Origin of the sequence: Pseudomonas sp. 9.2(2024) (assembly GCF_039695385.1) — a bacterium.
Classification (GTDB): Bacteria; Pseudomonadota; Gammaproteobacteria; order Pseudomonadales; family Pseudomonadaceae; genus Aquipseudomonas; species Aquipseudomonas paraglycinae.
Window position 1 is genome coordinate 1,342,528 of sequence record NZ_CP155585.1, and the last position, 12,597, is coordinate 1,355,124.

A 12,597-nucleotide genomic window follows, 5' to 3' on the forward strand; every position below is an offset into this window, starting at 1 on the left:
GGAATTCGCAGCAGTGCCGCGTCGCATCAACAGAGCGCTTTTGCCGCTCAGTGTTCTGGCTCTTTCGTTAGGTCTCGGCGGCTGCATTGGAACCGGAGGAATTGCCCCGCAGGGCAAGGCTCTGGAGGCCAATGAACTGGCCACCGACGAGGCCATCGCCCACGCCGCCCGTGACGCAAACTGGCCCACCGCCCAATGGTGGCAAGTCTACGGTGACCCGCAACTCAATCGCTGGATCGACCTTGCCGTGCAAGGCAGCCCGACCCTGGCCATGGCCGCCGCGCGCGTGCGTCAGGCCCGGTCACTGGCCGGTGTCGCCGAAGCCGCCGAGTCGTTGCAGATCAATGGCGAGTCGACCCTCAAGCGCCACAACTGGCCGACCGACCAGTTCTACGGTCCCGGTGAGCTGGCCAACAGCACCACCTGGGACAACAACGCGGCGCTGGGTTTCAGTTATGCCCTCGACCTCTGGGGGCGTGAAAGCAACAGCACCGAGCGGGCCGTCGATCTGGCGCACATGAGCGCGGCCGAGGCGCGTCAGGCGCAGCTCGAATTGCAGAACAACATCGTGCGCGCCTACATCGAGCTGTCGCTGCATTACGCCCAGCGCGACATCGTGGCGGCGACGCTCAAGCAGCAACAGCAGATTCTCGAGCTGGCGCAGAAACGCCTGAACGGCGGAATTGGTACGCACTTTGAAGTCAGCCAGGCCGAAACCCCGCTGCCGGAAACCCATCGGCAACTGGATGCACTGGACGAAGAGATCGCCCTGAGCCGCAACCAGATCGCGGCATTGGCCGGCAAAGGCCCGGGCGCCGGTGCGCAGTTGCAGCGTCCGACCCTGTCCCTCGGCGCGGCGTTGAAACTGCCGTCGGCATTGCCTGCTGAACTGCTCGGCCAGCGTCCCGACGTGGTCGCCAGTCGCTGGCAAGTGGCGGCGCAGGCGCGCGGGATCGAGGTCGCGCATGCCGGGTTCTACCCCAACGTCGATCTGGTCGGCAGTCTCGGCTACATGGCCACCGGCGGCGGGGCGCTGGAGTTCCTGACCGGCAAGAAGCTCAACTACAACGTCGGGCCGGCGATCTCGCTGCCGATCTTCGACGGCGGGCGACTGCGTGCCGAACTGGGCGAAGCCTCGGCGGGTTATGACATCGCCGTCGCGCATTACAACCAGACCCTGGTCAATGCGCTGAAGAACATCTCGGACCAGTTGATCCGCCGCGAGTCGATGGACAAGCAGCAGACGTTCGCCGCCGAATCGGTGGCCACCGCGCAGAAGACTTACGACATCGCGATGATCGCTTACCAGCGCGGCCTCACCGATTACCTCAACGTGCTTAACGCCCAGACCCTGCTGTTCAAACAGCAGCAGGTCGAGCAGCAGGTGCAGGCGGCGCGCTTGAGCGCCCATGCGGAACTGGTGACGGCATTGGGCGGTGGCCTTGGTGCGGGTAAAGACGTGCCGACAGCCGAACAGACCGCTGCACCGAAAACCCCGGCCCTTCTTCAAGCCCTCGACCACTGAGCAAGACTTAATGACTCCCTTGCCCGCACCTTTGCGCTGGCTCTACTCCCTGGAATGGCGCCGGGGTTTCTTCGACTGGGCGCGCAGCGATGGCGTGACCTGGGTCTACATCTTCAAGGTGTTGATTGCCGCGTTCCTGACCCTGTGGCTGGCGATGCGCCTGGAATTGCCGCAACCGCGCACGGCGATGATCACCGTGTTCATCGTCATGCAGCCGCAAAGCGGTCAGGTGTTCGCCAAGAGTTTCTATCGCTTCCTCGGCACTCTGGCCGGGTCGGCGATGATGGTCACGCTGATTTCGCTGTTCGCCCAGAACACCGAACTGTTCCTCGGTTCGCTGGCGATCTGGGTCGGCATCTGCTCGGCCGGCGCCGCCCGCTGCCGCAACTTCCGCGCCTACGGTTTTGTGCTGGCCGGTTACACCGCTGCGATGGTCGGCCTGCCGGCGCTGGCCCATCCTGACGGCGCGTTCATGGCGGCGGTGTGGCGAGTGCTGGAAATCTCGCTGGGGATTCTCTGCTCGACCCTGGTCAGCGCCGCGATCCTGCCGCAGACCGCCAGCGCGGCGATGCGCAACGCCTTGTATCAGCGCTTCGGTGTGTTCGCCCTGTTCGTCACCGATGGCTTGCGCGGGCGCAGCAAGCCGGAGTCGTTCGAGGCCAGCAACGTGCGCTTCATCGCCGAAGCAGTGGGGCTGGAAGGGCTGCGCAGTGTGACCGTGTTCGAAGACCCGCACATGCGTCGGCGCAACGGTCGGCTCAGTCGCCTGAACAGCGAGTTCATGGGCATTACCACCCGGTTCAACGCCTTGCACCAGTTGCTCGAACGCCTGCGCCGCAACGGCGCCGACCATGTGGAAGCAGCGATCAAACCGGGCCTGCAGGATTTGGCCGAAGTGCTCGACGGCTTCAGCGGCCGCGCCCTGACCAGTCCGGATGCGGCGCGTCTGGTGCTGGCGCTCGCGGCCTACAAGGAAGGCTTGCCGGCGCGGGTGCGCAGCCTGCGGGCGATCTTCCAGGAGAGCGAGCCAAGCGACGCCGAACAACTGGATTTCCACACCGCATACGAGCTGCTTTATCGCTTCGTCGATGACCTGCACAGTTATGCACAGACCCACGCCTCGCTGGCCGATCACAGCCACGAACGCGAGCGCTGGGACGAGCCGTTCACCCCGCAAACCAGTTGGTGGGCGGCGGCGGCTTCGGGGATTCGTGCCGCGTTCATTCTGGTCGTGCTCGGCAGTTACTGGGTCGCCACCGCGTGGCCGAGCGGCGCGACCATGACTCTGATCGCCGCCGCCACCGTGGGCCTGTCGGCCGCCACGCCGAACCCGAAACGCATGGCGTTCCAGATGGCGTGCGGCACGTTCCTCGGGGCGCTGATCGGCTTCGTCGAGATGTTTTTCATCTTCCCGTGGATCGACGGTTTCCCACTGTTGTGCGTGATGCTCGCACCGGTGATCGTGCTCGGCTCGTTCCTCGCTTCGCGGCCGCAATACGCTGGTGTCGGTCTTGGCCTGTTGATCTTTTTCAGCACCGGTTCGGTGCCGGACAACCTGACGATCTACAACCCCTACACCTTCATCAACGACTACATCGCCATGGTCATGGGCATGCTGGTCTGCGCGGCAGCGGGGGCGATCATTCTGCCGCCGAACAGCCGCTGGTTGTGGCAGCGTCTCGAGCAGGACCTGCGCGGGCAAGTGGTGTACGCGATCAGCGGCAAACTCAAGGGCCTGGCGTCTAGCTTCGAAAGCCGTACCCGAGACCTGATGCATCAGGCTTATGGCCTGGCGGCCGGTCAGCCGCTGGTGCAGAAAAACCTGCTGCGCTGGATGTTCGTGGTGCTGGAAGTCGGCCACGCGATCATCGAGCTGCGCAAGGAACAGGCGATCCTGCCAGTGCACCCGGCGTATGCCGAATCGCAGCCATGGCGTCAGGCGATCCGGGTCATGGGGCGTTCGCTGGTGCGACTGTTCCTGCAACCGAATTCGAGCAATCTGGAACGCGCACTGGTCGCCGTCGATCACGCGATCAGCCGTGTCGCCGCCACTGACGAGCCGTTCGCACCGCACTTCGATACCTCGGCCCTGCGGCGGGTGAAGAGTTATTTGCACTTCATCCGCACCTCGCTGCTCGACCCGCAATCGCCACTCGCTGCCTACGCCATCGCCAAGCCCGAAGGACTTGCCCATGCCTCGTGAAATCGCCTTCCACGGCGTGTACATGCCGACCATGACCCTGATGTTTTTCGTCGCTGCGGCATTGGCCTGGGCGCTGGACCGGTTCCTTTCGGGGTTCGATCTGTACCGCTTCTTCTGGCACCCGGCGCTGCTGCGCCTGAGCCTGTTTACCTGTCTGTTCGGCGCGATGGCGCTGACTGTCTACCGTTGAGTCTGAGAATTGTCCCGATGAAAAAGTTTTTCAGCCTGCTCGCGACCCTGCTGGTGCTGGCCCTGGCATTGTGGATCGGCCGCACGTTGTGGGAGCACTACATGAACACGCCGTGGACCCGCGACGGCCGGGTGCGCGCCGACATCATCAACGTCGCGGCCGACGTCACCGGTGAAGTGGTCGACGTGCCGGTACGCGACAACCAGTTGGTGAAGAAAGGTGATCTGCTGATGCAGATCGACCCCGAGCACTATCGCCTGGCGGTGAAACAGGCGCAGTCGCTGGTGGCTTCGCGCAAGGCCACCTGGGAGATGCGCAAGGTCAACGCCCATCGCCGCGCCGACCTCGACAACCTGGTGATCTCCAAGGAAAACCGCGACGACGCCAGCAACATCGCCGACTCCGCACTGGCCGATTACCAACAGGCCCAGGCGCAACTGGAAGCCGCCGAACTCAACCTCAAACGCACCGAGGTACGTGCGGCGGTGGACGGCTACGTGACAAACCTCAACGTCCATCGCGGCGACTACGCCCGCATCGGCGAAGCGAAAATGGCCGTGGTCGACATGAACTCTTTCTGGGTCTATGGCTTCTTCGAAGAAACCAAACTGCCCCACGTGCGGGTCGGCGACAAAGCTGACATGCAGCTGATGAGTGGCGAAGTCCTGAAGGGCCACGTGGAAAGTATTTCCCGCGGCATCTACGACCGCGACAACCCGGAAAGCCGCGAGCTGATCGCCGATGTGAACCCGACCTTCAACTGGGTGCGTCTGGCCCAGCGAGTGCCGGTGCGGATACACATCGATGAAGTGCCGGAAGGTGTGCTGCTGGCGGCGGGGATTACCTGCACCGTTGTTGTGAAGCAGGACGCTGTCGAGTAATCCTTTGGCGAGGGAGCAGGCTCCCTCGCCAGAATCGGACGGTGTCAGCCCTGGCAAAACGTCTCGTGCAGATGCCGCCAGATCACCCGCCCGGATTCGGCTTTTTCAAACACCACGGTTGAACGCCGATCCGTGTGCAACCCGCTCGCATCGGTCTGCTGTTCGCGATAACTCACTGTCGCGCCGCGTTCATGCAAGGCAATTCCTTGAAGCTCGCCGAGCTCGATCCTGAACCCGCTCTTCTTGCCGCCCGCCATTTGAAACAGCGCACGCAAGGCCTCGAAATCCAGCACTCGCCCCAGTGGCGTCACCATGGAAAACCGGGGCGAAAACCGCGTCAGCAATCGCTCCAGTGCGGCCTCTTCTTCCTCCACGGCAAACCATCGTTCGATGGCCTCATGGGCCTGGATCACTTCGTCAAAATAGTCGGCGTAGTCAGTCATGTGGATTTTTCCTGAAGGTGAGATGAGCGCAGAAGGGCGAGTAATTTTGTCGAGTCGAAACGCAGCACGGCGGCCATCGGCAACAGCGTGAGCAGTGCAGCGGCGAGAAAGCAGTATTTGAAACCGTTGGCCCCCAACGCGCCCAACAATGAGCTGAGCAGCGCCGCGCCGAGGCAGAAACCGAGTTGCCGATTGATATTCCACAGGGCACTGGAGTGGCCCATTTTTTCCGGCGTGATACCGACAAACGCCAGGGTCTGCGCGGTGACGCTGCACAGACTGCCGCCCAACCCCATCAGGGCGTAGGCGAGGATCAGCGGGCCACTGACGGGTTGATCGATCTGCATCAGCACGACGATGCCAAGGCATTGCAGCAGCATGCCGGCGATCAGCAATGGCTTGGGGCCGATCCGGTTGAAGCTGCGTTTACCCAGCATGATCGCCACGCCCGAAGCCGCCGCCCAGGACAGCATCAGCGCCCCGGTTTGTGCTGCACCGAAACCGAGGTCGTGCAGGTACAACACGGCGATCATGTTGGTGCCGGTAAAGATGCCGGGCACGAACAGATAGATCAGCATCGCCAAGCGCAATGACGGATTCCTGATCAGTTGCAGATCAAGGACTGCACCCGGTTTGTTCCAGCCATCGCGCAGGTAGATCCAAAAGGTTATGGCACTGAGCAGCAGGACACCCATCGAGAGATGTCGGGTAGCGGATTCACTCGCCAGACTCACCGCAATCAATAACAGACTCAACGCAGACACGGCCAGCAGCAGACCGCGGGCGTCCAGTGTCGGGCGCTCACTCGCTGTCTGATCCGCTTTCAACCAGAGCAGGCCAAGACCGAAAGCGAAAAGCGCCACCGGCATGTTCAGGTAGAAAATCCAGCGCCACGACAGCGCCTCGACGATCAGACCGCCAGCCGCCGGCGACAGGGCCGGCACCATCAGCGCCACCAGCAAAACCACGCCAGTGAAGTGTGCACGTTGTGTTGCCGGAAACTCCCGATAGGCCAGCGCCTGACCAACCGGAAGCAGCAACCCGCCACCCAACCCTTGCAGCAGTCGCCAGCCGATCAGGCTTTCAATCGACCCCGCCTGAGCGATAAGCCCGGAGGCAATCCCGAACACCAGCAGCGAACCGAGGATCAGCCGCCGCTCGCCAACCTTTGCCGCCAGCCAAACGCTCATCGGAATGATCAGCGTCAGCCCGAGCATGTAGGCGTTGGTAATCCACGCCAGTTGCGTCACCGAGGCCTGCAACTGCGCGGCAATGTCCGGGTAGGCAATGCTCGCGGCGAACATGTTCAGCAGGTCGAGGGCGAACCCCAACAGATACACCAGCGCGACTTTCGAGCGATAGGCCATGGCAGCTTCCCTGTGATGAGGCGTGCAGGGTAGGGCGCTAGCGGCGATAGAAATACGCTAGTTTGGCTGCTAGTTTGTCAAAATTATTTTGACAGGGAGCGCTGCGAACATGGTCAGCCTGGATCGATTCGATACCTTCAAGGCCGTGGTCGAGGCCGGCTCGCTGACCGCCGCCGCTGACACGCTGGGGCAGACGCGGGCGGTGGTGAGCTTCAACCTCAAACGTCTTGAGGAAGAGTTGGGCGTCACCTTGCTCACCCGTAACACCCGGCAACTGGCCCTGACCGATGCTGGCGAACGTTTTTATCGGCGCTGTTTGCGCACACTGGACGAAGCACGGCTGGCCATCGAGGAAGCACGCTCGGAACACTCGCAACTCAAGGGCACACTACGGATCACCACGACCGTGGAATTCGCGCTGGCTCAGGTGGTGCCGGCGCTGGAGGTGTTTCGACAGCAGCAACCGCAACTGAACATTCACCTGTCCACGTCCTCGACCCATGCCGATCTGATCTCCGAACGCTTTGACATGGCGATTCGCCTGGGACGCATGCACGACTCCAATCTGCGGGCGGTGCAGTTGTCGACGTTCGAGGTGTTTGCAGTGGCGGCGCCGGGTTTGATCGAGCGATTTGTGCCGGTCGATACGCTGGCGGTGCTGGAGTCGATGCCGACGCTGGGGCATGGGCGAGTGCCGGAAATGACGGTCAGTGACCCGGCCTGCACCGAGCATATCTATCAGCCAAAACCGGGAACCACTGCCATTGTTGCCGACAACTCCGCGACCCTGCGTGCCTTTGCACTGACTGGGCAAGGCGTCGCGATTCTGCCGCAGTGGCTGATTCAGGAAGACCTCGACGCCGGTCGGTTACAGCGTTTGCTGCCGGATTACCGCTTCGCCCAGCAAGGGGTATACGCGTTGTACCCGGACACCCGGCACCTGCCGTTGAAGGTGCGGGCGTTCATTGATTTCATGAAGGGCTGGGGGTGAAGCTCTGCGGTGTCTGCACTGGCGCCATCGCGGGCAAGCCACGCTCCCACAAGTTTAGCGGGGCACTCAGATATCCAGTACGACACGAAAACCTGTGGGAGCGGGCTTGCCCGCGATGGGGCTGACGCGGTTTCAGAGTTGCCCGCGCAAGCCGAAGCGCTTCATCAACGTCGATTCCAGCAACCCTTTCGGCAGCAACGTCGCCAGCAGCGGCAACGCCCGGCTGCCATTGCCGATGCGGATCAGGCGTGGCGGCTTGCTCTGCTGCACAGCCTTGAGCAGCTCGGCAGCAAATTCGCTGGCCGGGGTCGGTTTGTCCTGCGAGGCCTTGGCCCGTGCCCGAATACCTTCGCGCAACGGAAACCACGGTGATTGTTCGTTGATCAGTTGTTCGGCTTCATGCCCGGCATTCTTGGCGAAGCTCGATTGAATTGCCCCCGGCTGCACTTCCAGCACGCGAATTCCGAACGGCGCCAGCTCCATGCGCAACGCATCACTCAACGCGTGTACCGCCGCTTTCGACGCGCAATAGGCGCCGGCAAATGGCGTGACCAGAACCCCGGAGACGCTGCCGACATTCACCACCAGGCCCTTGGCCCGGCGCAGTACCGGGAACAGCGCGCGGGTCACGCCGACTATCGAAAACACGTTGGTTTCGAACTGGCGCTGCATGGCCGGAACGCCGCCGTCGAGCAGCGGCCCCATGGCGCCGTAACCGGCATTGTTGATCAACACGTCGAGGCCGCCGCGCTGCTGGTTGATCCGTTCGGCGAGTTGTTCCAGCGCTGCGTTGTCATTGACGTCGAGCTGCACCGCCGTGAACCCGGCGGCGTCGAGTGCCGCGACATCTTCAGCCTTGCGCGCACTGGCCCAGACCTCGTAGCCGGCGCTTTTGAAGGCATCGGCGAGGGCGCGGCCGATGCCGCTGGAACAACCGGTAATCAACGCAACGGGCATGGCGCTTTCCTTGTGCAAAAAGAGTGGGAGAGGGGATCAGTCGGAGAAACTACCCTGCAATCGCTCGGCGCGAAACTCCAGGGTCTGCGGGCGATAACCGGGACGCAACGGCGGCATCGGCAGACAGTCTTCCCAGTTGCCGCCGGGCTGCAATTCGCCGGGGCCGCGATAGCGCGGGGCGGCGTATTGATTGTCGGCCAGGTTCACGGTGTCGCCCGGCGCGTACGCCGCGATGCGCCAGCGCAGTTCGGTCAGCGGCACGTCGTTGCCGTTGTTCATCTTGAGCAGCAGCGGGCGGTCGGCGGGGCAGTGTTCGGGGGCATAGACGATGCGCAGTTCCAGGCGCGCCAGTTGCTTGACCTCGCGGTTGTCCAGCCACACCACCCACATCGCCACCAACCCGAGGCCAACGGCGGCGGCCATGGACACCGGCAAGGCCTTGGCCGGGTAGCGCAACAGCAGGATCAGCCAGGTGATGACCAGCAAGACGCCGATGAACATGTCGCGAAACCTCGTGGGCAGGGAAGGTTCATCCTACCTAAGCCTGGAGGCGGTTGGCGAAAAAAAAGCCCCCGCCCAACCCGCTGCGGATAGGGGACGCAGCGGGCTGGACGGGGACTTCTTGTTTTACGGAACGCTTACTGCGCGATGGTTTTCACCGACACGCCGCGTTCGATCGGGGTAGAGCGACCGTAGATATCTTCGAAGCGCTCGATATCGTCTTCGCCCAGGTACGAGCCCGACTGCACTTCGATGATTTCCAGCGGGATCTTGCCCGGGTTGCGCAGGCGATGCACCGAGGCGATCGGGATGTAGGTCGACTGGTTTTCAGTGAGCAGAAACACGTTCTCGTCGCAGGTCACTTCGGCGGTGCCGCTGACCACGATCCAGTGTTCGGCGCGGTGGTGGTGCATCTGCAGCGACAGGCACGCGCCCGGCTTGACCGAGATGTGCTTGACCTGGAAGCGGCCACCCATGTCCACCGAGTCGTACGAGCCCCACGGACGGTACACCTCGCAGTGGTTCTGGGTTTCGCTGCGGCCCTGGGCGTTGAGGGTGTTGACCATCTGCTTGACGCCTTGGACCTTGTCCTTGTGGGCGATCATCATGGCGTCCTTGGTTTCGACCACCACGATGTTTTCCAGACCGATCACCGACACCAGTTTGCCGTTGCCGTGGATCATGCAGTTCTTGCTGTCCTGGATCACCACGTCGCCCTTGCTGACGTTGCCGTTGGCGTCCTTTTCGTTGACCTCCCACAGCGACGACCAGCAGCCAACATCGCTCCAGCCGGCAGTCAGCGGCACCACGCAGGCGCGCTGGGTTTTTTCCATCACGGAATAGTCGATGGAGTTGTCCGGGCAGCAGGCGAAGGTGGCTTCGTCCAGGGTGACGGTGTCGGCATCCTGCTGGCTGCGCTCGAGGGTCAGCAGGCAGGTGTCGTAGATGTCCGGATCATGCTTTTTCAGCTCTTCGAGGAAGCGGCTGGCGCGGAACAGGAACATGCCGCTGTTCCAGTAGTAACCGCCGGACTCAACGTACTCGGTGGCGCGTTTGACGTCGGGTTTTTCGACGAAGTGCGAAACGCGGCTGACGCCTTCCGGCAGCAGCGAATCACCGGTGGACTTGATGTAGCCATAGCCGGTTTCCGGTTTGGTGGCCGGTACGCCGAACAGCACCATCTCGCCGTTTTCAGCAGCGACGGTGGCCAGGGCCAGGGCGCGTTGCAGGGCTTTCTGGTCCTCCAGAACGTGGTCGGCCGGCAGCACCAGCATCAGTTCGTCGCGACCTTCATTGACCAGCATCATCGCGGTCAGCGCCACGGCCGGTGCGGTGTTGCGACCGAACGGTTCCATCAGGATCCGCTGGCATTCCAGATTGCGGCTGGCCAACTGCTCGTTGACGATGAAGCGGTGATCCTTGTTGCAGACCACGATCGGGGTGTCCATGCCTTCGAACACCAGACGCTCGAGGGTTTGCTGGAACAGTGTGTGTTCGCCGGTCAGGGCGAGGAACTGCTTGGGAAACTGCTTGCGCGAAAGCGGCCAAAGACGTGAGCCGCTACCACCTGACAAGATCACCGGAATCATATTGTTTACTCCTAAAAATGCAGTTGGGAGCTGCAAGCTGCAAGCGGCGAGTTAGAAGCACTTCACTTGCAGCTTGAGGCTTGTAGCTGATAGCTCGAGCGATTAGCGAGTCGACACCGGGCGTTTCACCCAGACTGGCGACAGGTTGCTGCCGTTGCCGGTGACGTACAGCACGGCTGCCTCACCACGCTCCAGGGCGACCGGTTTCACGTCGCCGACTTTCTTGTCGCCTTCGTACAGCGCCAGGCTGACTTTCACCGGGTTGATTTCACGCTCGCCACGGCCCTTGGCGGCCACGTTCGGCACCACGTCGGTCTTGCCGTCGGCGGTCTTCAGGGTCAGCGACTTGTCGCTGAGGTTCTGCACGCGCACCAGGGATTTCTGCTTGTTCTTGAACGGCGGTTCTTCGATCAGTTGCGGCGCGCCGGAAGCGTTGTTGACCAGGGTGTAGTAGTGGTCACCGGCGAGTTTCACCGGCAGGGTCTGGCTGCCGACCTTGGCGCTGTAGTCACCGCCCGGCATGAAGCTGAAATCGCTGCTGGCCAGCGGTGCGACGTCGGCAAGGTTAGTGCTGCCGACGGTGGCGCTGACTTCAGCGTTGCTGGCGTTGTAGACGCGCACGAAGGTCGAGCCTTTCGGTGCAGTCGGGCCGTAGAGCGCAGCGTCGCCACCGGCGAAGGCCTGGACCGACAGCACGCTCAGACCCGCAACCAGAGCAATGCGTTTAGCGAGACGACGAGGAGTTGTAGTGAAAGTCATGGTGTACCTCTCTTTCAGTTTTGCGCCCGATCGGGCGTCTCGGATTTAGTGTTTACAGCTACGTTTTGTTGGCGCGCGCCGGCTTGTTTAAGCTCTGCGACCCACTGCGGGTCGGCGTCGCCGATTTCGTTGTTCACAGGCAGATATCGTTCAGGAAACTCCCAGATCAGCACTTGTGGCGGGCTGTTCTTGAAGTCATCGCTTTTCAGGTAGCTGAGCATCGGCAGGATCGGGCCGTGGCCGTCTTCTGCGTAGTTGACGACGTCGCTGTGCAGGGCTTGCTTGAGCGCACCGACGAAGTTCCAGTTCGGGTTGGCGCTGTAGCTGGTGCCGATCAGCGCGACCGGCACTTCGTTGTTGGCGAACAGGGCGTCGTCCCCGGCAGGTTGCTCGACGGCCACGGTGTTGCGCTTTTGCAGCGGTTCCTTGGCCGGCATCAGGTTTTCGAACAGCGGATCCAGCGGCAGGAACAGACGCAGGTCGCCCTTGTGCGTGACCTTCTCCGTCGGGGTGGTGACGAAACGCTGCGGCTCGCCGCTGAGCGGGAACTTGTCGGCGATGGTTTTGGCCAGGGTGTTGGCGGCGATTTCCGCGCCTTCAGGGGTCCAGTGGGTGTCGGTGCGCAGGAACACTTGTTGACCGTTCTGCTTGGCCGCTTGCAGCGGGCCGAGCAGGTCGGGAGCGAGGATCTTGTCCGCCGCGACACGGGCGTGGAAGTCCTGATAGAGGTTGGCGTGGATGCTTGCCGGTTTCACTTCACCCAGGTGTTCCGGGTACAGGCGAGCCTTGGCCGGCACGATCGCCATCACCAGTTTCACGCCTTTCTCTTTCAGGGTCTGGCGCACGCCTTCGACCAGCGCGTAGTTGCCTTGCAGGTTCAGCTCTTCATTGACGATCGGGTTGAATTCCTCATCGCTGTACAACCACTGATCGCGACCGAGCACCACGCCCGGACGACCTTCGTTGAACAGTTTGAAATCCAGCGCGGCCCAAAGATTGGTGCCCAGGCGCTTGATCGGGAATTCGTCGTCGTAGTGGGTTTCCACGGCTTTGGTCCAGCGGCCGTTGAGCACCGTCGCATCGGCGTTGGTGCTGAAGCCGAAGAAGCTGCGCACCGACCACAGACCGAGCACCAGCAGGGTCACCAGAAACAGCGCGATGTAGAAGATGCGTAATGAGCGGGTCATGTCA

General features: G+C 62.3%; 12 protein-coding genes. 5 read left to right on the top strand and 7 right to left on the bottom strand.

What is annotated here, in order from left to right; translation table 11 throughout:
- Positions 1 to 13 precede the first annotated feature (13 nt).
- From ABFB52_RS05920 to ABFB52_RS05935, 4 genes are read left to right on the top strand one after another with little or no spacing between them, the layout of a single operon-like run.
- A complete protein-coding gene (locus ABFB52_RS05920; RefSeq protein ID WP_085746980.1) occupies positions 14 to 1,525 on the top strand; it encodes an efflux transporter outer membrane subunit in 1,512 nt (503 codons plus the stop codon).
- A 10-nt stretch (positions 1,526 to 1,535) separates the two neighbouring features.
- Positions 1,536 to 3,728: an FUSC family protein gene (locus ABFB52_RS05925; RefSeq protein ID WP_102686902.1), complete on the top strand. Its 2,193-nt coding sequence runs from the start codon at positions 1,536 to 1,538 to the stop codon at positions 3,726 to 3,728.
- Complete coding sequence (locus ABFB52_RS05930) at positions 3,718 to 3,918, top strand: DUF1656 domain-containing protein (RefSeq protein WP_003221811.1); 201 nt, start codon at positions 3,718 to 3,720, stop codon at positions 3,916 to 3,918. Before ABFB52_RS05925 ends, ABFB52_RS05930 begins: the two co-directional genes overlap by 11 nt.
- A gap of 17 nt (positions 3,919 to 3,935) precedes the next feature.
- Complete coding sequence (locus ABFB52_RS05935; protein ID WP_129972986.1) at positions 3,936 to 4,799, top strand: HlyD family secretion protein; 864 nt, start codon at positions 3,936 to 3,938, stop codon at positions 4,797 to 4,799.
- A gap of 44 nt (positions 4,800 to 4,843) precedes the next feature.
- Here the strand turns inward: ABFB52_RS05935 and ABFB52_RS05940 are convergent, their stop codons facing one another.
- Both ABFB52_RS05940 and ABFB52_RS05945 read right to left on the bottom strand, forming a co-directional pair.
- Positions 4,844 to 5,242 carry a DUF4440 domain-containing protein gene (locus tag ABFB52_RS05940; protein ID WP_129972987.1) on the bottom strand — a complete coding sequence of 133 codons (399 nt, stop codon included), beginning with the start codon at positions 5,240 to 5,242 and terminating at the stop codon, positions 4,844 to 4,846.
- Positions 5,239 to 6,609 carry an MFS transporter gene (locus ABFB52_RS05945; RefSeq protein ID WP_129972988.1) on the bottom strand — a complete coding sequence of 457 codons (1,371 nt, stop codon included), beginning with the start codon at positions 6,607 to 6,609 and terminating at the stop codon, positions 5,239 to 5,241. The genes ABFB52_RS05940 and ABFB52_RS05945 overlap by 4 nt, the downstream gene beginning before the upstream one ends.
- Before the next feature lie 109 nt (positions 6,610 to 6,718).
- Between ABFB52_RS05945 and ABFB52_RS05950 the strand changes: the two genes are divergently transcribed.
- Positions 6,719 to 7,600 (top strand): LysR family transcriptional regulator, encoded by an 882-nt coding sequence (locus tag ABFB52_RS05950; RefSeq protein ID WP_129972989.1) that lies wholly within the window; start codon positions 6,719 to 6,721, stop codon positions 7,598 to 7,600.
- A gap of 132 nt (positions 7,601 to 7,732) precedes the next feature.
- On the opposite strand, the gene ABFB52_RS05955 is transcribed toward ABFB52_RS05950, so the two are convergent.
- From ABFB52_RS05955 to ABFB52_RS05975, 5 genes are all read right to left on the bottom strand, one after another.
- Positions 7,733 to 8,557 carry an SDR family oxidoreductase gene (locus ABFB52_RS05955; protein ID WP_129972990.1) on the bottom strand — a complete coding sequence of 275 codons (825 nt, stop codon included), beginning with the start codon at positions 8,555 to 8,557 and terminating at the stop codon, positions 7,733 to 7,735.
- A 36-nt stretch (positions 8,558 to 8,593) separates the two neighbouring features.
- On the bottom strand, positions 8,594 to 9,058 hold the full coding sequence (locus ABFB52_RS05960; RefSeq protein WP_007957299.1) for a hypothetical protein: 465 nt from the start codon (positions 9,056 to 9,058) through the stop codon (positions 8,594 to 8,596).
- A 137-nt stretch (positions 9,059 to 9,195) separates the two neighbouring features.
- A complete protein-coding gene (locus tag ABFB52_RS05965) occupies positions 9,196 to 10,647 on the bottom strand; it encodes a mannose-1-phosphate guanylyltransferase/mannose-6-phosphate isomerase (RefSeq protein ID WP_011332549.1) in 1,452 nt (483 codons plus the stop codon).
- A gap of 102 nt (positions 10,648 to 10,749) precedes the next feature.
- Positions 10,750 to 11,406, bottom strand: coding sequence for an alginate O-acetyltransferase AlgF (locus ABFB52_RS05970; protein ID WP_129972991.1), 657 nt, complete (start codon positions 11,404 to 11,406; stop codon positions 10,750 to 10,752).
- A gap of 14 nt (positions 11,407 to 11,420) precedes the next feature.
- A complete protein-coding gene (locus tag ABFB52_RS05975) occupies positions 11,421 to 12,593 on the bottom strand; it encodes an alginate O-acetyltransferase (protein ID WP_129972992.1) in 1,173 nt (390 codons plus the stop codon).
- Between the last annotated feature and the right edge of the window lie 4 nt (positions 12,594 to 12,597).

Excerpts from the sequence above, each read along its gene's own strand:
- ABFB52_RS05925 (WP_102686902.1), top strand. The coding sequence starts at position 1,536 with ATGACTCCCTTGCCCGCACCTTTGCGCTGGCTCTACTCCCTGGAATGG.
- ABFB52_RS05930 (WP_003221811.1), top strand. The coding sequence starts at position 3,718 with ATGCCTCGTGAAATCGCCTTCCACGGCGTGTACATGCCGACCATGACC.
- ABFB52_RS05935 (WP_129972986.1), top strand. The coding sequence starts at position 3,936 with ATGAAAAAGTTTTTCAGCCTGCTCGCGACCCTGCTGGTGCTGGCCCTG.
- ABFB52_RS05940 (WP_129972987.1), bottom strand. The coding sequence starts at position 5,242 with ATGACTGACTACGCCGACTATTTTGACGAAGTGATCCAGGCCCATGAG.
- ABFB52_RS05945 (WP_129972988.1), bottom strand. The coding sequence starts at position 6,609 with ATGGCCTATCGCTCGAAAGTCGCGCTGGTGTATCTGTTGGGGTTCGCC.
- ABFB52_RS05950 (WP_129972989.1), top strand. The coding sequence starts at position 6,719 with ATGGTCAGCCTGGATCGATTCGATACCTTCAAGGCCGTGGTCGAGGCC.
- ABFB52_RS05955 (WP_129972990.1), bottom strand. The coding sequence starts at position 8,557 with ATGCCCGTTGCGTTGATTACCGGTTGTTCCAGCGGCATCGGCCGCGCC.
- ABFB52_RS05960 (WP_007957299.1), bottom strand. The coding sequence starts at position 9,058 with ATGTTCATCGGCGTCTTGCTGGTCATCACCTGGCTGATCCTGCTGTTG.
- ABFB52_RS05965 (WP_011332549.1), bottom strand. The coding sequence starts at position 10,647 with ATGATTCCGGTGATCTTGTCAGGTGGTAGCGGCTCACGTCTTTGGCCG.
- ABFB52_RS05970 (WP_129972991.1), bottom strand. The coding sequence starts at position 11,406 with ATGACTTTCACTACAACTCCTCGTCGTCTCGCTAAACGCATTGCTCTG.
- ABFB52_RS05975 (WP_129972992.1), bottom strand. The coding sequence starts at position 12,593 with ATGACCCGCTCATTACGCATCTTCTACATCGCGCTGTTTCTGGTGACC.